This is a genomic window from Nostoc sp. UHCC 0302, from assembly GCF_038096175.1.
Classification (GTDB): Bacteria; Cyanobacteriota; Cyanobacteriia; order Cyanobacteriales; family Nostocaceae; genus UHCC-0302.
Genome location: NZ_CP151099.1, coordinates 7,499,199 through 7,525,266 on the forward strand (window position 1 = coordinate 7,499,199; position 26,068 = coordinate 7,525,266).

General features: G+C 42.1%; 25 protein-coding genes and 1 tRNA gene. 10 read left to right on the plus strand and 16 right to left on the minus strand.

What is annotated here, in order from left to right; translation table 11 throughout:
* Positions 1 to 17: 17 nt before the first annotated feature.
* Both WKK05_RS32440 and WKK05_RS32445 read left to right on the plus strand, forming a co-directional pair.
* Positions 18 to 947, plus strand: a complete 930-nt coding sequence (locus tag WKK05_RS32440; protein WP_341531251.1) for a TIGR04168 family protein — start codon at positions 18 to 20, stop codon at positions 945 to 947.
* A gap of 78 nt (positions 948 to 1,025) precedes the next feature.
* A tRNA-Ser gene (locus WKK05_RS32445) sits at positions 1,026 to 1,110 on the plus strand.
* Between the two features lie 45 nt (positions 1,111 to 1,155).
* Here the strand turns inward: WKK05_RS32445 and WKK05_RS32450 are convergent.
* The 3 genes from WKK05_RS32450 to WKK05_RS32460 all read right to left on the minus strand — a co-directional run bounded on the left by WKK05_RS32450 (position 1,156) and on the right by WKK05_RS32460 (position 5,104).
* Positions 1,156 to 1,476, minus strand: a complete 321-nt coding sequence (locus tag WKK05_RS32450; RefSeq protein WP_341527097.1) for a four helix bundle protein — start codon at positions 1,474 to 1,476, stop codon at positions 1,156 to 1,158.
* Positions 1,477 to 1,529: 53 nt separating this feature from the next.
* Positions 1,530 to 2,557 (minus strand): IS630 family transposase gene (locus tag WKK05_RS32455; RefSeq protein WP_341527098.1). Its coding sequence is split into 2 segments (ribosomal slippage): positions 1,530 to 2,162 and positions 2,165 to 2,557, totalling 1,026 coding nucleotides; the frame shifts between segments, so codons are not numbered across the junction.
* A gap of 183 nt (positions 2,558 to 2,740) precedes the next feature.
* Positions 2,741 to 5,104 (minus strand): NACHT domain-containing NTPase, encoded by a 2,364-nt coding sequence (locus WKK05_RS32460; RefSeq protein ID WP_341527099.1) that lies wholly within the window; start codon positions 5,102 to 5,104, stop codon positions 2,741 to 2,743.
* Between the two features lie 160 nt (positions 5,105 to 5,264).
* On the opposite strand from WKK05_RS32460, the gene WKK05_RS32465 reads away from it, so the two are divergent.
* Both WKK05_RS32465 and WKK05_RS32470 read left to right on the plus strand, forming a co-directional pair.
* Positions 5,265 to 5,471, plus strand: a complete 207-nt coding sequence (locus WKK05_RS32465; protein ID WP_341527100.1) for a hypothetical protein — start codon at positions 5,265 to 5,267, stop codon at positions 5,469 to 5,471.
* 106 nt (positions 5,472 to 5,577) lie between these two features.
* On the plus strand, positions 5,578 to 5,844 hold the full coding sequence (locus tag WKK05_RS32470) for an Arc family DNA-binding protein (RefSeq protein WP_341527101.1): 267 nt from the start codon (positions 5,578 to 5,580) through the stop codon (positions 5,842 to 5,844).
* Positions 5,845 to 5,898: 54 nt separating this feature from the next.
* On the opposite strand, the gene WKK05_RS32475 is transcribed toward WKK05_RS32470, so the two are convergent.
* On the minus strand, positions 5,899 to 6,111 hold the full coding sequence (locus WKK05_RS32475) for a helix-turn-helix transcriptional regulator (RefSeq protein WP_162394360.1): 213 nt from the start codon (positions 6,109 to 6,111) through the stop codon (positions 5,899 to 5,901).
* Positions 6,112 to 6,308: 197 nt separating this feature from the next.
* On the opposite strand from WKK05_RS32475, the gene WKK05_RS32480 reads away from it, so the two are divergent.
* Positions 6,309 to 6,794, plus strand: coding sequence for a hypothetical protein (locus WKK05_RS32480; RefSeq protein WP_341527102.1), 486 nt, complete (start codon positions 6,309 to 6,311; stop codon positions 6,792 to 6,794).
* 3 nt (positions 6,795 to 6,797) lie between these two features.
* On the opposite strand, the gene WKK05_RS32485 is transcribed toward WKK05_RS32480, so the two are convergent.
* Both WKK05_RS32485 and WKK05_RS32490 read right to left on the minus strand, forming a co-directional pair.
* A complete protein-coding gene (locus WKK05_RS32485; RefSeq protein ID WP_341531252.1) occupies positions 6,798 to 7,700 on the minus strand; it encodes a S1 RNA-binding domain-containing protein in 903 nt (300 codons plus the stop codon).
* 111 nt (positions 7,701 to 7,811) lie between these two features.
* Positions 7,812 to 8,552, minus strand: coding sequence for a dienelactone hydrolase family protein (locus tag WKK05_RS32490; protein WP_341527103.1), 741 nt, complete (start codon positions 8,550 to 8,552; stop codon positions 7,812 to 7,814).
* A gap of 211 nt (positions 8,553 to 8,763) precedes the next feature.
* Here WKK05_RS32490 and WKK05_RS32495 point away from each other — a divergent pair, with 211 nt between their 5' ends.
* Positions 8,764 to 9,747, plus strand: coding sequence for a GntR family transcriptional regulator (locus WKK05_RS32495; protein WP_341527104.1), 984 nt, complete (start codon positions 8,764 to 8,766; stop codon positions 9,745 to 9,747).
* 149 nt (positions 9,748 to 9,896) lie between these two features.
* Here the strand turns inward: WKK05_RS32495 and WKK05_RS32500 are convergent, their stop codons facing one another.
* The 4 genes from WKK05_RS32500 to tig all read right to left on the minus strand — a co-directional run bounded on the left by WKK05_RS32500 (position 9,897) and on the right by tig (position 14,904).
* Positions 9,897 to 10,817, minus strand: a complete 921-nt coding sequence (locus tag WKK05_RS32500; RefSeq protein WP_341527105.1) for an alpha/beta hydrolase — start codon at positions 10,815 to 10,817, stop codon at positions 9,897 to 9,899.
* 269 nt (positions 10,818 to 11,086) lie between these two features.
* Positions 11,087 to 12,427, minus strand: coding sequence for an ATP-dependent protease ATP-binding subunit ClpX (gene clpX / locus WKK05_RS32505; protein ID WP_341527106.1), 1,341 nt, complete (start codon positions 12,425 to 12,427; stop codon positions 11,087 to 11,089).
* 9 nt (positions 12,428 to 12,436) lie between these two features.
* Complete coding sequence (clpP, locus tag WKK05_RS32510; RefSeq protein WP_341527107.1) at positions 12,437 to 13,135, minus strand: ATP-dependent Clp endopeptidase proteolytic subunit ClpP; 699 nt, start codon at positions 13,133 to 13,135, stop codon at positions 12,437 to 12,439.
* A gap of 335 nt (positions 13,136 to 13,470) precedes the next feature.
* Entirely contained in the window at positions 13,471 to 14,904 is a 1,434-nt protein-coding gene (tig, locus tag WKK05_RS32515) for a trigger factor (protein WP_341527108.1), read from the minus strand.
* An 844-nt stretch (positions 14,905 to 15,748) separates the two neighbouring features.
* Between tig and WKK05_RS32520 the strand changes: the two genes are divergently transcribed.
* The 3 genes from WKK05_RS32520 (at position 15,749) to WKK05_RS32530 (ending at position 20,384) form a co-directional block, all read left to right on the plus strand.
* Positions 15,749 to 16,792 (plus strand): aspartate-semialdehyde dehydrogenase, encoded by a 1,044-nt coding sequence (locus tag WKK05_RS32520; RefSeq protein ID WP_341527109.1) that lies wholly within the window; start codon positions 15,749 to 15,751, stop codon positions 16,790 to 16,792.
* A gap of 660 nt (positions 16,793 to 17,452) precedes the next feature.
* Positions 17,453 to 18,337: a 4-hydroxy-tetrahydrodipicolinate synthase gene (dapA, locus tag WKK05_RS32525; RefSeq protein ID WP_341527110.1), complete on the plus strand. Its 885-nt coding sequence runs from the start codon at positions 17,453 to 17,455 to the stop codon at positions 18,335 to 18,337.
* Positions 18,338 to 18,614: 277 nt separating this feature from the next.
* Positions 18,615 to 20,384, plus strand: coding sequence for a ribonuclease J (locus tag WKK05_RS32530; RefSeq protein ID WP_341527111.1), 1,770 nt, complete (start codon positions 18,615 to 18,617; stop codon positions 20,382 to 20,384).
* Positions 20,385 to 20,470: 86 nt separating this feature from the next.
* Here WKK05_RS32530 and WKK05_RS32535 read toward each other — a convergent pair whose 3' ends face one another.
* The 5 genes from WKK05_RS32535 to WKK05_RS32555 form a co-directional block, all read right to left on the minus strand.
* Positions 20,471 to 21,220 carry an alpha/beta hydrolase gene (locus WKK05_RS32535; RefSeq protein WP_341527112.1) on the minus strand — a complete coding sequence of 250 codons (750 nt, stop codon included), beginning with the start codon at positions 21,218 to 21,220 and terminating at the stop codon, positions 20,471 to 20,473.
* Positions 21,221 to 21,388: 168 nt separating this feature from the next.
* Positions 21,389 to 21,595 carry a hypothetical protein gene (locus WKK05_RS32540; RefSeq protein WP_341527113.1) on the minus strand — a complete coding sequence of 69 codons (207 nt, stop codon included), beginning with the start codon at positions 21,593 to 21,595 and terminating at the stop codon, positions 21,389 to 21,391.
* A gap of 109 nt (positions 21,596 to 21,704) precedes the next feature.
* Positions 21,705 to 21,890 (minus strand): hypothetical protein, encoded by a 186-nt coding sequence (locus WKK05_RS32545; protein WP_341527114.1) that lies wholly within the window; start codon positions 21,888 to 21,890, stop codon positions 21,705 to 21,707.
* A gap of 140 nt (positions 21,891 to 22,030) precedes the next feature.
* The gene (locus WKK05_RS32550; RefSeq protein WP_341527115.1) at positions 22,031 to 22,585 is read right to left on the minus strand and encodes an SRPBCC domain-containing protein; all 555 of its coding nucleotides are present in this window, start codon (positions 22,583 to 22,585) and stop codon (positions 22,031 to 22,033) included.
* Positions 22,570 to 22,905, minus strand: coding sequence for a metalloregulator ArsR/SmtB family transcription factor (locus WKK05_RS32555; RefSeq protein WP_341527116.1), 336 nt, complete (start codon positions 22,903 to 22,905; stop codon positions 22,570 to 22,572). The genes WKK05_RS32550 and WKK05_RS32555 overlap by 16 nt, the downstream gene beginning before the upstream one ends.
* 469 nt (positions 22,906 to 23,374) lie before the next feature.
* On the opposite strand from WKK05_RS32555, the gene WKK05_RS32560 reads away from it, so the two are divergent.
* Positions 23,375 to 23,752 carry a Mo-dependent nitrogenase C-terminal domain-containing protein gene (locus WKK05_RS32560; RefSeq protein ID WP_341527117.1) on the plus strand — a complete coding sequence of 126 codons (378 nt, stop codon included), beginning with the start codon at positions 23,375 to 23,377 and terminating at the stop codon, positions 23,750 to 23,752.
* Between the two features lie 169 nt (positions 23,753 to 23,921).
* On the opposite strand, the gene WKK05_RS32565 is transcribed toward WKK05_RS32560, so the two are convergent.
* Positions 23,922 to 25,886, minus strand: a complete 1,965-nt coding sequence (locus WKK05_RS32565; RefSeq protein WP_341527118.1) for a caspase family protein — start codon at positions 25,884 to 25,886, stop codon at positions 23,922 to 23,924.
* Positions 25,887 to 26,068: the final 182 nt, after the last annotated feature.

The window sequence follows — 26,068 nt, forward strand, 5'->3', positions numbered from 1 at the left end:
ACGGCAAGGAAAGTGGCATGACCAGTCAGAAAACTCAATCAAGAACCCTCAAAATTGCTGTAATTGGAGATGTTCACGACCAATGGGAAGTGGAAGATGGCATTGCACTCAAGCATTTGGGTGTTGACTTAGTGCTGTTTGTCGGGGATTTTGGCAATGAGTCGGTGGAAGTGGTAAGAGCGATCGCATCCCTAGAGATTCCCAAGGCAGCGGTGATGGGAAACCACGATGCATGGTACTCTGCCACGGAATGGGGGCGTAAGAAATGTCCCTACGACCGCTCTAAGGAAGACTGGGTACAGGAACAGCTCGATTTATTAGGCCCAGCTCATGTAGGTTACGGTAAGTTGGATTTTCCGGCTTGGGAATTAACTGTAGTGGGGGGTCGTCCCTTTACTTGGGGTGGCCCGGAGTGGAGATTTGCAGAAATCTGTCACGAACGTTATGGTGTCACAAGTTTGGAAGAGTCTGCCGACTTAATCGTTAAAGCAGTCAAAAGTGCTGCTTATAAGACGGTTATTTTTCTGGGTCACAATGGGCCTAGTGGCTTAGGCGATCGCCCAGAAGATCCCTGCGGCAAAGACTGGCATCCTATCGGCGGTGACTTTGGCGATCCAGATTTGGGTGAGGCGATTTCTCAGGCTCTGACTGCGGGTAAAACGATTCCTCTGGTGACATTTGGTCATATGCACCGAACTCTGCGGCACACTAAGCAGGTGCTACGAAAGCCAGTTTTTAGAAGTCCAGAGGGAATAATTTACTTGAATGCGGCAACTGTACCAAGGATTGTGGAAAATGACGACCATAAACTGCGGAATTTTTCCATTGTCTCCCTAGAGGGGGGTGCAGTTGAGCAAGTCTCCCTAGTTTGGGTTGGCAATGATTTTCAGGTGGCGTCAGAGGAAATTTTGTATGAGCGATCGCCTTCAGTAGTGCAACCTGTGTAGATGATAGGGTATAGTATTATCTGTCAGCTTTAGTGCTAACCGACGAATGTAGGCTACACAATAGCTTGACAGTTTATTGGAGAGGTGGCAGAGTGGTCGATTGCGTCCGACTTGAAATCGGATGAGGCTAAAACCTCCGGGAGTTCGAATCTCCCCCTCTCCGTTCAGGAGTTAAAAATTAAAAATTAAAAATTTTAGGAGGGTGGGGTTAGGTAGAGCCTTTGGTGGAGACAATGATAGCACCAAGAATTTTTGTTAGTTCTTTGGCTTCGGTTTGGAGTTGACTAATTTTTTCTTGAGGTACTATCTCGGATGCAATAAGCAATCTTAACCAATACCGAGTTTCACGGGATTCTTTTAGTGCAATCATGAGCTTGCTGAGAAAATCTGCTTTGCTTTGAGCAGCTTGTGCTTCTTCAACATTAGCTCCAATCGATGTTCCTGACCTTAACAACTGTTGAGAAAGGGTTCGTGCTACTCCTGGTTTGTCATCTAAAAACTGGCACAATTTTACTAAGTAGGTAGGCACCGAAATTTTCTACTATGTAACAAAATCTTAAGTTGATAATCTAGAGCTAAATTTTACACGATGTGTGTTGTGATTGTTTTTTTTCCTCTAGCTTGAACACCATTGATGACGGCGTAAGCGAGATCTAGCTCATCATCAAATGCTTGCCCGGATAACTCATCTTTCTTGAGATGTTGCCATTCCAATTCAATTGGATTCATTTCTGAGCAATATTTCGGGAGAAAAAAGATGTACAAACCCTGACTTTCCCATTTTTTCCACAATTGTTGAACTTCTTGGCAGCGATGTATTGGCCCGTTATCTTGCACAATCACGCTGATACGTCCAGTTTCTTGGGCTTGTTTGGCTTCTTTCTCCATCATTTCTATATAAGATTTACGGTCAACACCACCGATAACTAAACCGTAAACAAAACTGATTAAAGGTTGGAGAAGCCCGATAATACTTAATCTGCGACCACGGCGTTTAGTCTGTTCTAACCGTTTTTGCTCACCTCTAAAGTAATATGTATAACTAGGTTCGCTCCACATACAGAACCCTGACTCGTCTAGGTATTTCAGGTCTATTTCACCAGTGGCAGCAGCTAATTCCAACATGTCTAGGTCTGCTTGCTTGTTTGCTCGTGCTACTGGGTCTTGTTTTCCTTTATGGCTTTTCCTTGTCCGTTTCCAATCGACCCCCTTTTTTTGAGTACCCGTCTTAATCTGTCGGCACTCATCTCAACGTTGCGTTCTGTTTTCAACTTCAAAGCTAACTGAGAACTATTGTATGTGCGTGGCTCGTTTCTGAGGCATTCTTCTAAAAATATCATGTCATCCTCAAGCCACTTTGGTTTCCCCTCTCGCCCAGGAGATTCCCAAAGCCCTTCTGTGCCCAGTTTTTGCCATTGATGCAAAACTTTTGTGACTGTTTTTTTGTGACAATCAAAGTGATCTGCTATCTTCTCTACATACCAACCATGTGCATTTAGCCTGATTATTTCCGCCCTGTCTTTGACTTTCTGTGGTACATCCTGTTTTCTCAGATTTAGTAAAGTTTGGTCTTGCTCAGGAGTCAGAAATACCCTTAAACGCGCACCCATACACCAACTACCTTGTAGATGCATTATCAGTCTTTACATATCTTAACATAGCTGACTTTTTTGGCACCTACCTACTTATGCGAACTGAAAAAGTAAAAGTGCGATCGCAAATATCTTTTTTCACAGGTAGAGGTTAACTATGTTTTGTATTATTTATCTGCCTTACCAACTTCTACTAAATGTTTAATTTTTATTTGGTAACAACAAAGTATTTTCAATTTCTTGCCTAACTTCCCGGCTGACATAACAATCACTATTTATGCAGTCCATTAGCAATCTATTGGCATATAAATACCTTTCTAATAGCGTCTTTTGTGCTTCGTTTAACTGCCATTCATGCCCAATATTGCAATGCTTAATCATGATGACTCTAAGCTGTTCATTCCAAACTTCCCCATCAGCTATCCACCAGTGCTGAAACGCTTTATTCTCGCTTTTCTGAGGTGGAAGTTGGCTTTTGAGGTTGTTAAGCAAAATCTGTAAATCAGGGTTTAGATTACGTTCTAGACTAAAATCAAGATTTAAATCAAAGTGATTAGGATAGAGAGTATGTAGGCTTTTTCTAGTTACACGAATTTTTTTTCTTTCAAAAAAGATAGCAACTTCAAAACTTAAGCCTGGAGTACCTATCCCGCTAATTCCAGTAGGAGCGCAAGCTTTATAAAAATCGTTGTCTAAAGTCCCAGTAAGAGCTAGATCGAAAGCCAAAACACGAGGAAGACTTTCAAAGTCTGAATACTTCTCTTGAATAAGATGATTTATCAAATGTAAATAGACACCTCTAACTTCTGCTGGCGGATATGGCACTGTAGCTAAAGAACCTTTTTTAGCTACCCACCTCATTAAATGTTGTAACTGTTCATCTGTGCTAATTAGTCCATCAATTTTATGCTTCATCAATAGGGTAAAATCATCCGCCTTCCGCATCATCCCTGCTGTGAGCAAAAAAACTTCGCGCCAGCGTTTCTCTGTGATATGCTCTAACAAAGTTTCCCAGGCAGAGTTAGCAACTATTTCTCTTGCGGCAAAATACTCGTGAAAGGTTAGGTGAGAAAAGGAATAGATGCCCTTTGCTCGTTCTACTAGTAGTCCATGCTGTGCTTCAATAGACTTTAAAACGGCTTCACTATCGAGTTTCAATACTTCTGGATCTGTATCAGCATCACGTAAGTTACGAATAAAATCAGCAATGTATACTTCAGCCGTTTTTTGCTTAAAGAAATAGTCTTTCTGCTCAAAGGTGGTTAAGCCTATTTGACTCAGCAAATCTTCCTTACGCTGCAAAGACAGGTTTTTATAGACCTGCTCTCTCTCAATGTTGCGTTTGGCATCCCATTTTTTCAGCAATACATCTAATCCTTCTTGATAAAGCTCAGAACGATTTGCTGGGAAATCTCCACTATCTCCAAACACCAAACACAGTAATGTTAGCAATAAAGGACTACTTGCTAGTTCTTTAATTGGTTTGTTTTCCTTCAGTTTCTGAATAAATCTTTTACCTTTCACTGGATCAGTTAACTGGAACCAGTTTTGAGCAAAAATGGCTATTTGTTTTTCGTCAAAATCTGCCATTTCTACCTCTGTGAAACTTTGATAGGTGTATTCTTTGGCAGCAATACGACAGGTAATTACAAATTGATTAGTATGAAACAGGTCAGAAAATTCCCGAATTTGCCGTAAAACACGCTTGGTGTCTTCCTCTCGTACTTCATCTAACCCATCCAGCAATACCAATGCTTTACCCTGTTTCAACAGTTTCTCTACTGCCGCACTAGTATGAAGTACCCCACAGCTTGATAATAGTTGAACAATAAATTTCAAAATATCTGGTTTTTTAGGTGCTTCTGCAAAATCTTTTAATGTGATAAACAAGGGAACTCTGTTTGCTTGAAATCTCCCTTCAATACACTGCATTGCTAGATATTTTAAAAAAGTGGTTTTTCCTGCTCCTGGTTTGCCTAAAACCATCAGCTTACTATAACGCTGTACAACCTCTAATCCTGAGACTCGTTTCTGTTTTACTCCGCTAAGTCCAAGTCGATCAAAGTTATCATGGTCACAGCTTTGCATTAGTTCCGCAACTTTTAGTCGTCTTCGTCCTGTTATTGCCTCCAGAATATTTACATTTGTGTAAATACCTTGTTTTCCTGTTAACTCAATTGGCTTAGGCATATCTAATACCCGCATGGTTCCGCACTTTTCTTTGATGTAGGGTTTGACTTGTTTGCGGATTTTTTGCACTAAGGTATCAATAGAATCATCTATGTCATCTGTAGTTAAATGACCAGAAGATTGTTGCTGTAAATATCTTTTGCTCAAATACTCCCGTAAGCGGCTTTCTTTAACAGGGCCATTACCAGTGATACAAAATTTTTTGTAAATACCTGTAAGGCAAGTGTTTAGGTTAGTTTCAGAAATGTTTAATTCTTGAGCTACGTGGACTCGATTCTTACTACGACCGAATATTTCCAGAAAGACTTCTTTCTCCCTGTGCGACAATTCACTGTATTGCTCCAGTTGCTTAAGAAAGTCTTCTGGTATAGACATTGACCACTCCCACAATTACTTATAAGCCAGTTTAGCCAAAGTTTTTATCAAAATGTGGAGTTAAATCAGTGTAAGTCAGGCTAAGTCAAGGTAAGTCAGATAAATAACTCCAAAAGAAAATTGCGACATTGAACTCAGTTAAGCTACTGAGGCAATCGCAATGCTAGAAACACTAATCCCTCTGGTTATAAATAAGTCTGTTGAAGTTGTTATTGGAATATTGCTGGAAAAGTTTTGTAAATGGGTACTGAGTGACGCCAATATCAAAAATGCTGACAACTTTCTGAAAATGCAAATTCTTGTACTTTATCTTGATTGGGTTTTACGAAAAACAACACTAAAATCTCTACCACAAGAATCACAATAGAGCTAATAGAGATGACAGTGCGATCGCATTAACAAACCAAAGGCGATCGCCCCCCAAACTCCCATCGCGCTACAATTACCAATAAATTATTTTGGGAGGTCAATCAATGGCTACCCTTCATGCGCTAAACATACCCGATGAGTTATACAAACAGCTGCAAGAGTTAGCTAAAGCTGAAAATAGCTCAGTTAATGCTCAAATCATTAAAATATTGCAGAACGCGTTGCGAACAAAAACACAGCCAACGGATGACGAAAGGCGAAAAAATGTACTCAGACTTTTAGAGGAAAGTCGCCTGCGTCGTGAAAGTCGTCGCACTGATGTGGAATGGCCTGATAGCACTGAATTAATCCGAGAAGATCGTGACAGATGACTACCCCAGATGTCATCAATATAAAAGCGATCGCTTCTTCCTTACAAGCAAAAATTATTCCTGGACTACTTCCACCAACTCTTCAATCATCACATCAAAAGTTCTTGCCAGCTTCTGAATTGCAGTGAAGTCAACAGTTGCTAACCCAGGCGATCGCGCATAAGTTCTCAGAGTGCTGTATACTACACCAGAACGATCAGACACTTCTTTGAGTGTCCAACCTTTCTCATCAGCAAACTCTCGAATCTTTAGCCGGATCATTCCCATATTTTACTTGACAACTGACTTATATAAGTCTTTTAATATTATATTGTATCAGATAAAACGATCGCCCTGCGGCCTAGGAAACTGAAAGGCGATCGCATTATTTACAATAGGTATCCCGTAAAAGCCGAGAATCATCTTTTAACAAAAATCATCTTCTCATCGCAAGAATCATCTTTTTTTCACGAGAATCATCTTTTATGGTATCATCCCTCCAGCGAAAAGCGGTTGTTATTCGCGCATCAAAAATTGTTCACAAATCGTCAGCACTTCACCAACTTACGCGATTTGTTACAGAAGAAGCAATTTGCCTGATGTTTAACATCAGCTTTGAAGATATATATGTAGTGGAATGCTGGCGCTATGTGGTTTACGTCCACGGTACGGGAGTGAGCAAGTTTGTCAGCTATGCTGATTTTCCGCCAATTTTGGGAGTAGCGCCACCCAGAGTCAGAGACTTTATTAGATGGCGCAAGCGTTGGCGAAAGCAAAATGAGCTTTACAGAAAACAAGCACCCAACTGGTGGGCAGAATTCTTTGCTCAAGAATTTTCGCGAGCTACTTCAGAGGATGTGCTGCATAGTTGGGGCAAATTAGTCGAGTTAATTACATTTGCCTTTAATGAAGACACTTTACAGGAACTCCGAAGAAGCTCTCATCAAGAGAAATCGCTGATATGTTTTTAACGGCTATTCAGCAGGTTTGTTACTAGCTCGATTTGCACGCGCCTCAGCTGAAGCCATTACCTCGTCGATATTCTCTAGCATTTCGCCAGGGAAGTTTTCTAAAACCCTGGTAGAAAGAGCAACGCGACCTTTACCTTCATCCAAGTCAATAATTACAGCTTTAATTGGCTGACCAATTTGAAAAACTTTTTCTAGAGATTCAATAAATTTTTGGCTTACTTGCTTGATGTGAAGTAAAGCGCTCATCCCATCCAAATCTACAAATACGCCAAAAGGTTTGATGCCACTAACTTTGCCTTCCACCAGTTGACCTAGTTCTAACAAGTTGAAGTTGCTGGAACGTGCAGCTAATCGCTGAGAAAGGATGAGTTTGTTGTTGCTGCGGTTAATTTCTAAAAACCCAGCACTGAGAGTTTGACCTTTAAGTGCTTCTAAATTATCGCGCTCTGCGAGGTGCGATCGCGGAATAAATCCCCGCAAAGAAAGTATATCAACAGTTACACCACCCTTATTTACACCCGTGACTCGTACTTGTACAGTCTGGGCATCTTCTTGCATTTTTGCTAGTCGTTCCCAAATGTGTTGAATTTCTAACTGTTTTCGCGACAGGGTTACTTGTCCCTCGGCATCTTGATCTCGAATAATTAAAAACTCCAGATCCTCTTGCAATGGCAGCACCTCCGATAAATCTGTCACTGCTCTCAAAGAAGCCTCATCGCGGGGAAGAAAAGCTGACGACTTGCCACCAATATCAACATAGGCTCCATCATGGTCAAGTTGAAATACCTTGCCATGTACAACCTGTCCCTTTTGAAACTGGTAGTCGTGTTTTTCTAATGCTTTGGCAAAATCGTCCATTGAAAAAGACGAATTGGCTGTTTGAGAAAGTTTTGATTCGGAGTTCATGACGATTGAAGATAAATTGTTATTTGTCAAATGTCATTTGTCATCCTAATAAGCCGTGACAAATGACATTTGACGACCTTAATGGGAAGTATGCACCGGCTGCCTAAGTTTTCAGACCAGTTGACCAAAGAGTTGTTTTACCTGTTCCCAAGCATCAGCAGCGGCTTTAGGATTATAGCTGCCACGATGGTCACAGAAAAATCCGTGATCAGCTCCATCGTAGCGAAACACACGATGCGGAATTTTATATTTTTCTAACTCTGCTGCAATTTCATCTACCTGCTCCTGGGGAATACTGGCATCTTTTGTACCAAAGAAGGCATAAACTGTGCCTGTAATTTCGTTTGTGCGAGTCACGGTAGGAGCGCCACCTCCTGGTGTACGAGAGGTAATGCCTGCACCGTAAAAGGAAGCAGTAGCTTTGACATCTGGTAAGGTGGCAGCAAGATATGCTACATGACCGCCAAAGCAGAAGCCAATAACGCCAAAGCCATCTTTTTTCACTTGGGGCAGGCTTTTGAGATAATCAATTGCTAGCTGGATATCGCTTAATAACTCTGATGCTTGAGTTTGCGAAGCGTAATTTCTCCCCGTTTCAATATCTTCCGGGGTATAGCCAGTTTCAAAACCAGGGGCTTGACGTTGAAAGATTGCAGGTGCGATCGCCACATACCCTTCCTTAGCAATCCGTTCTGTAACTTCTCGAATATGAATGTTGACACCAAAAATCTCTTGCAATACAACAACTCCTGGGTAAGAACCTGGTTCTTTGGGCTGTGCCAAATAAGCAGCTATTTGCAAATCATCTTGCAAAAGTTTAACTGTTGTAGTGTCGATTGCTCGCTCTGTCATAATAATTTTTACCAGTGCTGTGTGATTAGCCGTGTGATTATTTGATATAACTATGCCAGTGTGTCAAGACTATTTCCCATTAAATTATCAATTACCTACAGTGAGCGCATTAAAAATTTCTACCAGAAAAACTTCATGTCTAAATAAAATATTTGACATTTAGCAAAGGCAGCTGGTCACTTGCCACCACTAGTATTTAGGAGGTTTAGTGATGATTCAATTCCGTATTCAGCCTGACAGTGAAATTCCCGCATCAACCCAGCTGTTTAACCAAATCCGGTTTGCGATCGCCTCCCGGCAATATCCACCTGGATACAAATTGCCAAGCACACGCGCGTTAGCAATGCAGACTGGATTACATCGCAATACTATCAGCAAAGTTTACCGCCAGCTAGAAGAAGACGGATTTGTTGAGAGTCTTGCTGGTTCAGGTATTTATGTCCGCGCTCAAGGTCATGAGGGTGGTAGCAGGCTGCAATCGCCAGTTTTCAAACAACATCCCAATGCCTATAAAATTGTCCAACAAGCACTGGACGAATTACTCTCTCAAGAATGTTCACTAAATCAAGCCCGGGAGATATTTCTGGCAGAAGTTGACTGGCGCTTGCGCTGTAGTGCGCGGGTGTTTGTAGCAGCACCATCTCAAGACATTGGGGTGGGTGAGTTAATGGTGTACGAATTAGAAGAAGCCCTGAAAATTCCGATTCAATTGGTAGCAATGGAAGAATTAGCAGCGGTGTTAGATAAAACTACCTCTGCTACAGTGGTCACAAGTCGCTATTTCATTAATGATGTAGAAGAAATCGTTGCGCCGAAAGCTGTACGGGTGATTCCTCTTGATATCTATGACTACAGTAAAGAACTCAACCTGCTAAAAACGCTACCAAAAGATAGCTGTGTCGGTATAGTTAGCCTTAGTTCTGGAATTGGCCGCCAAGCAGAAGTTATCCTCCACGGTTTACGTGGTGATGAACTACTTATAATGACTTCCCAACCAAAAGATAATTACAAACTCCAGGCGATTGTTAAGCGGGCTGAAGTAATTATCAGCGATTTAGCCAGTTACGCGGGGGTGCAAGCAGCGGTGCAAGCAGCTGATGAAGATATTATCCGCCCACCTAAGCTGATTAAGGTTCAAAATTATATTGGCACAGAGTCAATTAACTTACTAAAACGAGAACTAGGTTTGATTTAAAGTAGAGACGCGCCACGGCGCGTCTGTAAAAGGTCAAGAGTCAAGAATTCAAAGGAAAATTGGGTGAGACTAGTTTCCTCCACCCATATTTTCATTCTTGCCAATTACGAATTACGAACTTGTATTGAGCGTAGCCGAAATATTACGAATTAATATGCTTGTGGCTGTGGCGCGTTAATTTGCAAAAACTCTTGTACCCGCCGTAGATAAGTTTGAGCATCTTCCAACATCGGAAAATGGGCTGTACCAGGAATGACAACAAACTCAACTTTGTCATTGAGTGCTGCTGCTTGACGCCCCATATCGGCTGGAATAATCTTGTCATACTCTCCCGCTACCAACAGAGTCGGCACTGTCAGTTTGGCAAACTCCCCCGGCATTAATTCGGATTGTGCCTTACTCACCGAAGTAAAAATTGTACCTAAAGCTGCATCATAATCTGCTTCAAGAAAATCTTGCAAAAAAGCTTTACGCTCAGAATTTGGGATCGGGCTATGGAGAAACCTAGCCATAAACATCCGGTCAACCAACGGTATTTTTCCTAACCACTTGGGACGGAATTTAACTACATAACCACCAAATTTATGAAAGGCAGTAAAGGCTTTTTCATCGTATTCAAAAATGCCGCTACAGGTTAAAATCCCTCGTTCAACTCGTTGAGGATAGCGGTTAAAAAATAAAGTAGCAATAGATGCACCCATCGAATGAGCATTTATATAAACACGCTGAAGATGCAACTCATCAAGCAAAGCTGCCAAATCCTCAACGTATTCCTCTAATTCATAGGTTAATTCTCTGATCGCCTTTGACTCTTCTTGAAGAGACTCAGACTCGGCAACAGATTCACTTGCTTGGACTATGGTTGGCTTACCACTAGAACGTCCAAATCCTCTTAAATCGTAGAGTAAACAATCAAATTGCTCTGATAAAGCATCAGCAGTGCTTTTCCAGTACCTAGCAGAACCAGCCCAACCGTGGATGAACAACATCACTGGCTTTTCTGATGAACCAGACGGTTTTTTCACCCACTCGTAGTAATGATCAACGCCACGAACATTGATGTAAGGCATTTGTCAAAAGTCAAAAGTCTATAGTCAAAAGTCTATAGTCAAAAGTCCATAGTCAAAAGTCAAAAATCAAAAGTATTTTATTTTGAATAGTAGTCGTTCATGGTAGAAACTCCCTACAGCCCTTCGGGTATCCTACGGCAGGCGTAAGCCTCTCCCCTTGGGAAAAGACTGCGCTAACTCCCCTTGACTGTTGACTCTTGACTTTTGAACGCTACTTGCTCCACTTGGGGAAACCCTAAGTGGAGCAAGTAGCTGCCCTTGACTCTAAATTATGCTGATTCTGGTTTCGGTAATGACGAGGGATGCACTATTAGTTCCGCAGTAGATCGTTTCTCTACCATCTCCCGTGTTACCGTGCAGCGTGTCACGTCTTTACGGGACGGTAATTCATACATTACATCCAACATCAGTTCTTCTACAATACCCCGCAGCGCTCTGGCTCCAGTTTTGCGACGGTAAGCTTCTTGAGCGATCGCCCGCAAAGCCTCTGGTTTAAAGTCTAACTGAACGTTGTCCATCTTCAGCAGTTTTTGATACTGCTTGACTAAGGCGCTACGTGGTTGGGTGAGAATCGCCATCAGCGCTTCTTCATCTAGCGGATCTACTACCGCGACCATTGGCACTCGTCCAATAAATTCTGGAATCATGCCAAACTTTACTAGGTCATCCGGTTCTAGATGACGAAGAGTATCTGCTGCTCGCTTCTCCTTAGATTGCCCTTCTCCAGGTTGTACAAAGCCGATCGCTTTTTTCCCAACTCTTTGATCTACAACCTTCTCTAAGCCGACGAAAGCCCCACCACAGACGAACAAGATATTACTGGTATCAATCTGGATGCAGTCTTGATAGGGGTGCTTCCGTCCTCCTTGGGGTGGTACGTTGGCGATCGTTCCCTCTAACATTTTCAGCAAAGCCTGCTGGACACCTTCGCCAGAAACGTCGCGGGTAATCGAGGGGTTTTCGCTCTTGCGGGCAATCTTGTCAATCTCATCGATGTAGATAATTCCTCGCTGCGCTTCTTCCACATCTAAATCTGCCACTTGCAGCAGCCGCAGTAAGATATTCTCCACATCCTCTCCCACATACCCCGCTTCTGTCAGTGTTGTGGCATCAGCGACAGCAAAGGGGACATCGAGAATTTTTGCTAGGGTTTGGGCTAGGAGAGTTTTGCCGCAACCAGTCGGTCCAATTAACAAAATATTGGACTTTTGCAGTTCTATCGCATCATCCGTGCCAGCTTTGCCACTGGCTTTAGACTGAATGACTGCCAACCGTTTGTAGTGGTTGTAAACTGCAACTGACAACACTTTCTTGGCTTCATCTTGACCAATAACGTGTTCGTCTAAATACTTTTTAATCTCTCTTGGTTTAGGTATTTGATTAAACGAGAGATTAGAGGAGCGGCCGCGGCGTTTTTGAGGTGGTTCTGACCGTGGTGCTGGTTGCGCTGCTGCACCATTCGTGTCGAGTAACTCCTCATCTAGTATTTCATTACACAAGTCTACGCATTCATCGCAGATGTAGACTCCCGGCCCCGCGATTAATTTACGCACCTGCTCTTGAGACTTGCCACAAAATGAACATTTTAAATGGGAGTCGTACTTAGACATACCAGCCTCTTATTTCAGAATGGTGACGTTTTCCCCTGCTGTGGGAAGATTTTGTCTGGAAATGACCTGATCGATCAAACCGTAGTTCTTCGCCTCTTCTGCCGACATGAAAAAGTCGCGCTCAGTATCTGCTTCTATTCTTTCTAAGGGTTGACCAGTATGGTGAGATAGTAACTGATTCAAGTTCGCCTTAATGTAAAGAATTTCTCTGGCTTGAATTTCTATGTCAATGGCTTGCCCTTGAGCGCCACCAAGTGGTTGGTGAATCATAATCCGGGAATCGGGTAGAGACATTCGCTTTCCCGCAGTTCCGGCTGTTAACAAAAATGCCCCCATGCTCGCGGCTAATCCAAAACAGATGGTAACAACATCGGGACGAATCTGCTGTATTGTATCATAAATTGCCATACCTGCGTAGACAGAGCCGCCAGGAGAATTTATGTACAGTTGTATATCCTTTTCTGAGTCTTCAGCATCCAGAAATAACAACTGAGCCACAATTGAGTTGGCAATGTTGTCGTCTATTGGCGTTCCTAGAAAGATAATCCGCTCTCGCAGCAGGCGGGAGTAGATGTCAAAAGCTCTTTCTCCCATACCGGATTGTTCTACCACCATCGGCACGATGTTGGTAGGGCTGCTCAAGTGGGAGTTAATGTGTGTTTGGCTCACACTGTTGATTGGGTAATTTCCCGACTGCGATACAAGCATAGAAGAACGATTGACAGTAAGTTGTACAGGTAGCAGCGATCGCTTTGCTCAGACCAAAGGCTGGCGCTGCCTTTTTTATAAATGAAATTTTGATTTTTAGCTACGTGTTAACCATTATGCCTCATATAAATTCTTCTCGTGCAACACAGGGTCAAGCTAAGGCAGTCACAGGCGTGGCTATTTATTAAAACTTCTTTAATTATTCTGACTTCATCAGCGCTAGATGTTGACAAAGAGAGCAAAAGAGGAATTTTTAATTTTTCTTCCTTTCTTAGCTTACCCATTTCACCAGTCCTAAGTTAAAGGACTGGTGAATATGTGACCGTAGGAATAGTCTATTGCCCTTCTGTTGCTTCTGTAGAATCTGTGCCGCTTTCCTCTTCAGGTGGAGGTGCATCTGCCAAAGCTGCTTCTGCCTCCGGTTCCTCTGTAGAACTCAAGGAACCTTCCGGGACAAGTTCAACTGATGAGTGTTCTAAGAGCCAATCAATGATTTTTTCTGTTAACAGTTCGTTTTCTACCACTGATTGCAGTCTTTCTTCATCAACCTCTTGATCCGAGTACTGCTGCAACAATTCTGTGACTCTAGCTTGGATTTCTTCTGTTGTCACCTCGATGGATTCGCGTTTAGCAACTTCGCGCAAAGACAAGGAGCGCTTTAGGCGTTCAATTGCTTCAGTACGCGATCGCTCCCGCAACTGAGGAATAATATCTTGGGTAAACAACTTTCTCACATCCAGCCCCTGTTGAGAAAGCCGCATTGCTGTTTGCGTAAGCATTGCATCTACTTCTTGCTCAATCAAAGTTGCTGGCAAGTCAACTTCCACGTGCTTGAGCAGTTCAGCTAATAGAGCTTCTTGTTTGTTGCTTTTAGTTTTTTCGTCAGCTTCTTTTTGATATCGTTCTTCTAAAGAAGCACGCAATTCCGCTAAGGTCTCGAAATCACTGACATCATTGGCGAAGTCGTCATTTAATTCCGGTAGCTCTTTTTCTTTGAGTTCTTTAATAGTCACCGTAAAGATGGCTGCTTTTCCAGCTAACTCTTCGTTGACATATGGGTCTGGGAACTGAGCCGAAACTTCTTTGGTTTCTCCTGGATTCAGCCCCAATATTCCAGAGACAAAACCCGGAATAAACTTATCTTCTTGCAACTCCAGTTGAAAATCAGTTGCTTCTCCTCCTGGAATGGGCGTTGGTTCAGCTGTCTCGTCTTCACCTTCAGCTTTCACCAATAGACCTTTAAAATCGACTACAGCCACATCACCAATTTGGGCTGCACGTCCTTCCACTGGAATCAAGGTTGCTAATTCTTCACGTTCTTTTTCTAGAGCGTTTTCAACTTGAGTTGGATCGTACTTTATTTCCTCGGCTGTGGCTCGTAAATCGGTGTACTGCACTAGATTTACTTCTGGTTCCACATCAACCGCAGCAGAAATCGTCAGGGGTTTTCCTGGTTCATAATTATTGATCAATTCCTCATAAGAGGAACGCAATTGCGGCTGACCAATAGCCTGAATAGCTTCTTGTTTAACGGCTTGCTCAATGCCGTCTTGAATTAGTTCTTCTAGCGCTGCTGCCTTGATTCGTGTGATGCCTAGTCGCTGTAGCAATATCGGTCGAGGTACTTTGCCTTTGCGAAACCCAGGAATATTGGCAGTACTAGCTAAATTTTTAATAACCTGTTCGTAAGTTTGCTTTGTAGTTTCTGGTGTAATCTCTATTTCCAGACCGATTTGGCTGGCGGGAAGTTTCTCCTGGGTGACTTTCATGCTACGTCTCTATTTTTCTGGTATTTTAAACTCTGAGTACACACAAGACGCGAAAAATCGCGTTTATAGCTTGATGTCTCTAGGCTGGACAGGCGGTAGGCACAAGGCATAATCTACATCTTAGGATAGTTATCCTGGGGCAGATATCCAGTTTACTGCCAATGGCAAAATACTTGACACTTTACTGCCATAACAATTAGTAATAAGTCTTAAGCCATTGAGAATTGAGTACTGGCTATTTAGTCACGAATTCATTTTCCAGTGTCTAGCCCTCAATCGCTCAGTACTTAGAACTTATTATTCAGAGGGCTAATGCCGTGATATCCTTATTCTCAGCCAGCAGTTCCTCGCTCCAGGGTTATACCATTAGGTGTAACTGTACTTGTGAGATAAAAGCATCGCTATTGCCTTACCCCAGATTAATGCTGGCTGATTATATTCCATTTGGATCATAGTACATCCGTCGTTTTAGGAATGCATCACTTTCGAGGTAAATTAAGCGTTTACTTGACAGGTGAAACACTTGTAAAACGTTTAAGTGCAGATATCTCTACTTTCTCCTGATAGAAGTTTGCTGTATAGTAATATATAGCTTAAATTAATCTAAAAATAGAGCGGTGATTGTAGTAAAGTGCAACATTACTTAACTTAGAATAAATATTCTAAAAAATAATAAATGTATTAAATTTAAGTAAAGCAACTAAGTTAGATAGAAAAAACGTAAGAATATTCAAATTTATTTAAAGAGTTCTATTGCCATTTTTAATTAAACATCTGTACATCTGTTGTAAATCGCAAATTGTTACGAAAAATTGCAGATAATCTTTAAAAGGAGGAAGCAAGTTTGTCGAAATCCTATCGTGTAGCTATTTTGGGAGCAACTGGTGCTGTTGGCACAGAGTTGCTGGAATTATTGGAACAGCGTTGTTTTCCTGTTGCTGATTTAAAATTATTGGCATCAGAACGGAGTGTAGGGCGATCGCTTCAATTTAAAGGCGAAAATATCCCAGTAGAGCCAGTAAGCGATCGCGCCTTTGAGGATATAGATTTGGTACTGGCTAGTGCCGGTGGTTCCACATCCAAAACTTGGGCATCAATTGCCACCCAAAAGGGCGCAGTTGTAATAGATAACTCTAGCGCCTTTCGGATGAACCCGGAAGTCCCTTTAGTAGTGCCAGAAGTCAACCCACAAGCTGCGGCTAACCACAAAGGCATTATTGCCAATCCCAATTGCACTACAATTTTATTGACAATGGCTGTGTGGCCATTGCATAAAGTAAAACCAGTGCAACGCATTGTGGTTTCTACCTACCAATCTGCTAGTGGTGCTGGTGCTAAAGCAATGGCAGAAGTCAAAACCCAAACAAGTGCTATATTACAAGGAAAGTCGCCAGTAGCTGAGGTATTACCCTACCCGTTGGCATTTAATTTATTCCCACATAACTCCCCACTCAACGATTTGGGATATTGTGAAGAAGAAATGAAAATGGTCAATGAAACTCGGAAAATTTTTGGAACGTCGCAGATCAGAATCACTGCAACTTGTGTACGGGTTCCTGTGCTGCGCGCTCATTCTGAAGCAATTAATCTAGAATTTGAGACTCCCTTTAGTCCAGATGAAGCTAGAGAGATTTTAAGTAACTCTCCAGGAGTGAAATTGCTAGAAGATTGGGGAACTAATCATTTTCCTATGCCAATTGAAGCAACTGGTAAAGATGAAGTCTTAGTGGGAAGAATTCGGCAGGACATCTCTCATCCGTGCGGCTTGGAACTGTGGCTATGTGGTGATCAAATTCGCAAAGGCGCAGCATTAAATGCAGTACAAATTGCCGAGTTGCTAGTAGAAAAAAATTTACTTAAACCTTCCCAAGCATACGTTTCGAGATAGTGACCAGTTATTAGTGAGCCATTGAAGATTTTACTTATATATAATCTGACGAAAGGGTTTTCCGGCTTGTAAACATCCGTAGATGCCTAATAGGTTGCTGCAATCTAGCAAGTAGTATCGTTTTCTGCATAAATCACTAACGAACCCGTTAAGGATCATAAGTCTTTTACAAGAGATAAAAAGGACAAATAGAAAAGCCTGTTCTTAGGCTTTCTCCGATGATCTAAAAGGTAGTGCCAGAAGCAATCAGAACTTTAAAGAGGGTTAGCCCAACCCAAGCGACAGCGCAAGACCCTTATTTTAAGGAAATGCTACGCAAGAGAGCATAGGTGAGTTGCAAAGCGACACACTACGCCTTAGCAAAGCTCTTCTGCAAGAGGCAAGCTTACAGCAAAGCGTGCGCTTTGCGCTCATCAGAAGGGCTTCCTCGTTCATCTAGCATCTGCTTTAGGACAAGTGTGTTAACTCCTTGCACGAGGGTCAGAACTTCAAGAACAACATAGAATCAAAAGGGTTGCTTCCCGTACTCCATAAGAGAACTCAAAAGGTAAGGAATAGCAAATGAGTCAATCATACTTGAAAGCAATTTGCAGATAGGTTATTAAAATAGAAATCCACCAAGGCATAAAAACAAAGAGGTCAATTAGGAGTGAAAAGAGGGTGGGAGATTTTGGCAGCGTTTTAACCGCTATGATTACACCGTTTAAAGCAGACGGTAGCGTGAACTACGATGTAGCGGCAGAACTGGCAGCGCATCTAGCTAACAATGGTACAGATACATTGGTAGTGTGTGGCACAACGGGGGAATCCCCTACTTTAAGTTGGGACGAGGAATACCAATTGTTTGTCGAGGTGTTGCAGGCCGTGGCAGGAAAAGCCAAGGTGATAGCAGGATGTGGTTCCAATTCCACCAAAGAAGCGATCGCTGCCACCGAAAAAGCAGCTAAAATAGGAGTACATGGTTCTTTACAAGTTGTCCCATATTACAACAAACCACCGCAAGCAGGACTGGAAGCGCACTTTAAAGCGATCGCCCAAGCCTGTCCTGAGCTACCCTTGTTGTTATATAACGTCCCTGGTCGTACTGGACAAAATCTTCAGCCAGAAACAGTTGCGCGGTTAGCTGAAGTTAGCAACATTGTGGGAATTAAAGAATCTACAGGTAACATAGATCAGGCTAGCGAAATTCGCCGCTTGACACCAAAAGAATTCCAGATTTACTCTGGTGATGATTACATGACTTTGCCTTTGTTAGCGCTTGGGGCAAAGGGCGTAGTAAGTGTCGCTTCTCATCTGGTAGGAAACCAGCTACAGCAGATGATTCAAGCTTTTAGTACAGGGAAAATTGAAGTTGCGACCGAGATTCATCTCCAACTATTCCCCTTATTTAAGGCTTTATTTCTAACTTCAAATCCTATTCCAGTTAAAAAAGCACTGAAACTTCAAGGTTGGGAGGTTGGCTCAACTCGTCCGCCGTTATGCGAAGCTGACTCAGAAGTCGGTAAAAAGTTAGAGGCAGTTCTTAAAGAACTAAGTTTAATCTAGGCAGCAACTTATTGACGGCTGTCAATTTGATAGTTAGCCAAAACATAGATATAAACGCTGATAATTGTTAACAGGATGCAACTGAAAAACCTGTGTTAGGACTAACAGATATATTATGAATCCTTCCACGGTAAAGTCCATTTTATAGAACAAAAATTGAACATCTGAATTAAAAATTGGTTGCTTTCAAATTTACTTAAAAGACAGATAAAGTTGTCTTTAATACAAAAACGCTAACTATCAAGTCATTAACAACAAACAAAAATCTAAGGAGAAAATGGCTAAAAACGAAGCTACCTCCGCCCTAAAAATTATTCCGTTGGGCGGTTTGCATGAAATTGGGAAAAATACCTGTGTATTTGAGTACGATGACGAAATTATCCTATTAGATGCAGGATTGGCTTTTCCTACAGAAGCAATGCATGGAGTCAATATTGTCCTACCAGATACGACTTATCTGCGGGAAAATCGTCATAAAATTAAAGGAATGATTGTTACCCACGGTCATGAAGACCATATTGGTGGGATTGCTTTTCATCTGAAACAATTTGACATACCCGTAATCTATGGTCCCAGACTAGCAATGGCAATGCTAGAGGGTAAATTGGAAGAAGCAGGAGTGCGCGATCGCACAGAATTAAGAACAGTGTCACCGCGTGATATAGTGCGGCTTGGCAAAAACTTCCTAGTAGAATATATTCGCAATACCCACTCCATCGCTGATAGTTTTACTGTTGCTATTCATACTCCCCTTGGTATAGTAATTCATACAGGAGATTTTAAATTTGACCACACTCCCGTGGATGGGGAAAAATTTGACTTACAACGGTTAGCAGAACACGGCGAACAAGGCGTACTTTGCTTATTAAGCGATTCAACTAACTCCGAAGTCCCAGGATTTACCCCTTCAGAACGCTCAGTTTATCCCAATCTTGATCGGGTATTTAGTCAAGCTACAGGGCGACTGTTCGTTACAACCTTCGCTTCCTCCGTGCATCGCATTAACATGATTTTGCAACTGGCAAAAAAACACAATCGTGTAGTGTCAGTTGTAGGACGTTCCATGCTGAATTTGATTGCTCATGCTCGGAATTTAGGTTACATCAAATGTGAAGATAATTTGCTGCAACCATTACACACAGTCCGCAGCTTGCCTGATGAAAGAGTGTTGATTCTGACTACAGGATCTCAAGGTGAAACAATGGCGGCAATGACCCGGATTGCCAATAAAGATCATCCGCACATCAAAATTCGTGAAGGAGACACAGTAGTATTCTCTGCGAATCCAATTCCAGGAAATACGATCGCTGTAGTCAATACCATCGACAAATTGATGATCCAGGGGGCGAAAGTGGTCTATGGCCGCGATAAAGGTATTCACGTCTCTGGTCACGGCTGTCAAGAAGACCAAAAACTAATGATTGCCTTAACTCGGCCTAAGTTTTTCTTGCCAGTTCACGGTGAACATCGAATGCTGGTGAAACACTCGGAAACAGCCCAAAGTATGGGCATTCCCGCAGAAAACATGATCATTATCCAGAATGGTGATGTTGTAGAACTGACCGAAAATGCCATTCGTGTTGCGGGTAAAGTCCCATCTGGTATAGAACTGGTGGATACTACTAGTTCTGGCATGGTGAGTGACAAGGTGTTGCAAGAACGGCAACGTATGGCAGAAGAAGGTATTGTTACCATTGCTGCCGCTGTTGATTGGAATGGCAAACTAATGGCCAAGCCAGAAATTCATCTACGTGGTGTAGTCACCAGTATGGAGCGATCAGTGCTACAAAAGTGGGTACAACAACGAATGGAAGAAATCCTCACCGTTCGTTGGTCAGAATTTGCTCCTACCGACGGTGAAGCAGCAGATATCGATTGGGGCGGACTACAAGCAACTTTAGAGCGAGAATTGCAACGTTCCATTCGCCGAGAACTACAGTGTCAAGGGTCTGTGACTTTGTTGATGCAAACTCCTGATGAGCCACCTGTGAAAGTTGCTGATGGCAGAAGACGTCGCACTCGCACAGCTGCTCAAGTTGCATCCTAGAAAATTTAAAATATAGACCGACCTTACGCAAAGACGCTGAGATAAGCTTTGAGTCTTTGCGTTTTGGTGTGAGATTTAAAAACTGCTCACAAAACATTCAAAAGTGCATCTGCAAGGTGGACAGGGCGGGACAAAGAAGGGCAGTGTCCCCCAGGCAGCTCAATCGCATCGACTCCCAAACGTTTACGTGCAGCGTAGCGCGACCATGTAGGAGAAATTATTCGGTCATCAGTGCAGACAATATACTCGCATTCCACATCAGGGAAAGCTTTTAAAGGACTGACCTCGTAAATGTATGCCATTGATTCCTGCTTTCGCATTTTTGAGATTGCCCAACGCGCTACATCAGGCTCGCAGTCATGAAAGAAAATTTCCATTGCTACAGCGTCGCTCTCTGAAGGGTTTTTCCCAAGGGAAGCTGGGTTGTACATATTAGGTTCATCACAGAATTGCTCGAACTTACTTGCTTCTGGCGGTTGGTAATTTAATAAATTGAGAGTATTGGAATCTATCTCGTCATAAAATTGGTCGAGTGTACTAATTTGAGGGTACGGAATGAGCGCGGCGAGGAACACTAGCTTACGGACTGGTCGCTGAGTAGCGACAATGGGAATAACAGTACCAGCCATTGAATGACCGACTAATATTACATCGCCTTTGTCTTCAGGTAAGGCTTGCACAACTGCATCTGCAAAATCAGATAACGTGGCTGACGGATCTTCAATAGGCAGATCCATTGCTACTGTTTTGTGACCGCGCGCTTCTAGATGAGGAATTAGTAAATCCCAACACCATGCGCCTTGGCAAGCGCCGTGTACCAAACAAAAAAGAGCCATATTAATTTTGGATTTTAAATTGGTAATGACAGCAGAAGTCAGAATTCAGGAGTCAGAATTTAGAAGTCAGAAGTAAAAGAGGCTTTACTATAGCTTTTAAACTTAGATGCTGTACTTCATTTACTTGCAAACTGCTGTATTTCGTAGTAAACGCAGATAATTTTGCTGTTACTGCTTATCTGACCAGAGTTTGTAATTTTGCCAAGCTTGTGTTGTATCAATCTCTGGTATATGTTTTTCTACCAAGGCGAATGTTTCCTCAATTAGTTCACCAAGGTAATTAACCGCTGTATGAGGTTCTGCTTGCAAAACTTGCTTGAGGCTAAATGATAGATTATTGGGAGCGATCGCCATTTTGTTAATGAATTTATCCATTCTTTTAAATGGCACACAATTAACAGGATGGTAAAACTTATTTAAGCCCAACAACACCCCAATAATATTTTTCACTGCTTACAATAATTCATCAGTTAAAAACAGTACATCATCCCGCTCTATTCCATAGTTTTTTACAACCCATAAACCGCGAAAATGCAATATCAGAGTAGATATCGGCTTGTCTACGAGCAACAGAACCAGCTACACCAATTGCCCTAGCTTTTGAAATTGCTATATAGGCAGCTAAATTTTTTCTTGCCAAAGTAAGCAGTTGTTTACTGACATCGTTCATTTGTCTATCTGAATTGATCAGCTTCATTGAACAATCGTCAGGAATTTGGAATTCCTGTGTTATGGCTCAAATCCTTTAACAGAGGACTCAGCAAATCGCTTGAGTTTAGCTAATGGAAAGCAGGTTAATAGCGGAGTTAATCAAGTGCAGGGCAGGTTAACTAAGACTTGTGAAAGTTTTTCATTCAACTTGTATTTCCACCCACCATTTAACAAGGAACTGAGAATGAGGCTATCAAATACCTGATACTTCTCTACAGGTAAGCTGGTACGATTAATCTGTGGTAGTGTCTGAACCACAGTTGACTTATACATAAATTCACTTCGCCACGGTTGCGAAAAGCGCATCGGTTCACCCACCCCAACTGCTCGCCTCAACCCTTTATGCTCTAGTTGCAATTGTGTACCACCATCGACAAGTTCTAGCGTCCAAGTCACAATTGAAGGCTGAGACATCATACTATCTTGCCAAGTGTAAGAAAGTCGCCTTGGCTCATCAAGTTCAATCACTTCACAGTCAATGCTTCCAGCCAGCCCTGGCAGTGCTGAGTTATAAAACTGGAATTTATGCCCAATAAACGGCTCAAAATTGTTTTCCATTAGCCATGCAGCTAGGGCGCGACGGTTAGTGAGTACACGCCAAATCTGTTGCGGCGGATAGGGGTAGAAAACTTCCATTTTCAAGTCTCGGAGCATGAATCTTCCTCCAAATAACTGCCAAGAGCATCCAGTTTTACTTGCCAGAACTGCTCGTAATAGGCAACCCAATCAGACACCAACTTCAGTGGCTCTGAGTTCAGCCGATACAGCCGCTGCCGCCCTGCTTTTCGCATCTGTACTAGGTTAGCTTCACAAAGAACCTGCAAATGCTGAGAAATAGCTGGCAAGCTCATTGCAAAAGGCTCTGCCAGCTGTTTAACTGATTGCTCTCCAGCACGTAAACTATCTAATAGCGCCCGTCGTGTTGGATCTGCGATCGCTACAAAGACATCAGCACTGGCAGCAGGTCTGCTCATTTGGGTAAACCAAATACTTAAGCGAATACTTAACTAACACAATAATAAATAAGCATTTGGTTAAATGTCAATAACCCGATCTCGCTTTCTCTGAGCTTTCTGCTTATAGAGTTTTTAAGCACCAGCAAACTTTTTTCTCTCGCTGGCCTTTATAGTTAACCAAAAATATTTTTTGAAACTTTATTATATTAACTTTTGTTAATGTTACACTAGAATCTGTCCAAGGGCAGATGTCTTTATTAAAATTTAATCTATGTCAAGATATAAACAAGATCAGTATTACTACACTACCGATCACCTAAAAAGTGCGATTAACTGAACGTAGTAATAAATTAAGTTCTGACTTAAGTGGCTAAAGAATAATCTTATTATATCTCGGTCAGGACGCGAACCTTCCGGTAAAGGTCGTTGCCACGCTGTATATATTCATCAAAAAGACGAATACCCTCAATTACATAGAGGTTTTATCATGAAGGTATCTCATAATACCACAAAAAATATTTTTTTGGCAAGCTGGGTATCAATCAATCAAGCAGACACTAGTAAAACCCAGGAAACGCAGCTAAATTCTTTTACTTCTAAGCCTAGCTTTGATGTTCTTCAACCCTTACGGCAGCGTCTAGACAATATTAAAATCAGTGATCGCCAATTAGCTCATCGCTTGTGCAAAATGATTCCTGCTCAATGCCCCTTTGAGCGCGATGTTAAATTATTTGGGAAAACTTTGTTTCACATTCCACCAATGTGCAAGCTCAACCCTTTGTATGAAGAAGTGGTAGGCTTACGTTTTCGAGCTATGTGCTATCTAGCAGATGAATGTGGTGAGGATATATCCCAATACTGCTAATACAGAGTCAGATGTTTAGAGTTTTGGACTATATAATTCTTAATCCGTAAATTATTAATGGTAGAAGCCCTTTAATTTACTCATGCAAACGAAAAAGGGTAGCGTCATTATTTCAAGTCCTCGGATTTATATGCGGAGTCTTAAATTTTAAATTCCCCAAAAGGGGGGACTATTGATTATTTTTGATTCTCCTGTCCTGCCATTTTTGGATAGCATCCTGAGCATCTTCGTAAGCTGCCGTCACTTCTGGAACTAAAGCAGCGGTTTCAATTGCAGCACTGAATTCTCCTTGAGCAGCGCGACTTTTCGCCAGATCCAAAATCTTTTCACTCCATTTATTGATTGATTTTTTAGCCGTATCAAAACCTGGCTGATTTGGTGGTACTTTCTTGGCAACTTCGATAGCACGATTGTAGGTTGATGCCTGTCCCGGTTTAATTAAGGCATTAGCTGCATCTAAAAGAGTTTTGTTGCTTACATACTGCTTAGCCTCCAGCCGCCACTGGTTAATTGCTGCTTGTGCTTTTGCATAAAATGGCTCGTCTTTGGTAATTAACTGTGCGGCTGCGATCGCACTAGCGTACTGTCTTTGTTTAGCACGACCTTCTGCTAAATCTAAAATCATCCGACTCCAAATCTTAATATTCTCCTGAGCTTGTTCGTAAAGCGGTTCACCAGCTTTAATTTTTCGGGCTGTAGTGATTGCCAAGGTTAAATCGCTAGCTTGAGTTTGTCTGAGCGACATCTTCGCTAGGTCTAATACGGCTTGATTCCGTTTTTGAGAATCAGAATTAGAGGCGATTTGCCCTCTGGATTGGTTGCTTGTTTGCTCTGTTGGATTGGCTTCAGTTAGGGAACGGGCATTTGGTATATCGGTAACTGGAGGATTGTTAGTAGCCGTATTGGGTGATGCTCTTGATATCTGATTAATTCTAAAAGTTGCTTGATTGCGAAGGAAAACTACCGCAATTAAACCTACTACCAACATACTGCTGCCAACCCACAATATAAATTGTTTCCACAATGAGCTATTTGCCTGATTCGGTAGTTGCCGGGAGACATAGGCTTTAGGAGAAGAAGGTAGGTATCGTCCGTTTTTATTCGCTTCTAAAGAAGTTTCCTGACTAAGATTTTCGCCTGGAGGTATTTTGGCGACTAAGTTGGCAGGTGGCTTCATGACTTCTTCTTGATTTTGGGACTTCTCAACCGCAGGTGTGAAGTGCTGAGCCTTCGTCTGTTGAGAGGATTGACTGACGGTAGCTTCGACTACTTGAGCTTCTGGCGATCTACTCAGATTCGCTCTAGTTTTAGGGGGATTATCGTCGAGGGGAGGTGCTGCAAGTGCAACAGCAAAAGATTCTTCTGGATAAATAATCGGTTCTACTTCAAAATTGCTAGTTTCTGCCAATTGCGGCAAGATAACTTGCTGCCTTGATGGGATGATCATGGCAGGGTCTTGAATAGGACGCCAGTAATTTTGACATAATCTTGGCGTCATCAGGCTTAAGTAGCTTTCTAAATCTGGCAAGCTGCTGCCATGACCAGAACGTAAAGCTTCTAACAAAGCTGCCGTGAAAAATCCGTGACCTAGTTCACTACTTTCGTGGGAAAATTGCTCTGGCTGACAGGAAAGAATTGTGGCAAGTTGTAATTCTTGAGCTAGTTCTATTATTTCTTCACCAACGGGAGCATCCGCTTGCGTACCAAACGCGCGGTTGATATCTAGTAGTAATAATACATTCAAGTCACCAAGTTGTAGACTTTGCATCAGCGATCGCACTTCGATACCAGTCTCTAGCACGAGTTCGGGATTCCCTTCCACTGGCATTAAATAATCTTTGCCATCGTAGTTGACACCATAACCGCTAAAGAATAGCCACAGATAATCTTGCGGTTGCCAATATGTAGCCGCCAGATCCTCAAGCAAAAGCAGAATATTCTCCTTCGTTGGATAGCTTGATCTATCTCCTATTGGCGGCGAAGTATCTGTCATCAACAAGCAGTGTTCGGGGGCAAAACCTGCCTCTGTAACTAAAAAATCCTTTAGTGCCTCAGCATCTGCTTGGGCGCAACTTAAAGGTTGAAATAACTGATATTGATTGATGCCAATCGTGATCGCCCAGTAATTTGCCATCCCGCTCTTTGTCAGTTATTGTTTGCTGTTTCTAAAATTGCGGTTAGCTTTGCAAAAAAACAAAGCTAACCTATGTTTTATAGTCTAGGTGATTTTTATTGAGCCTTAAGATAAAATGTAATTTTTATTACGTTGACTAATCGGAAAATACTTCCGTCCAGTTAGAATTACAAGTTATCAAT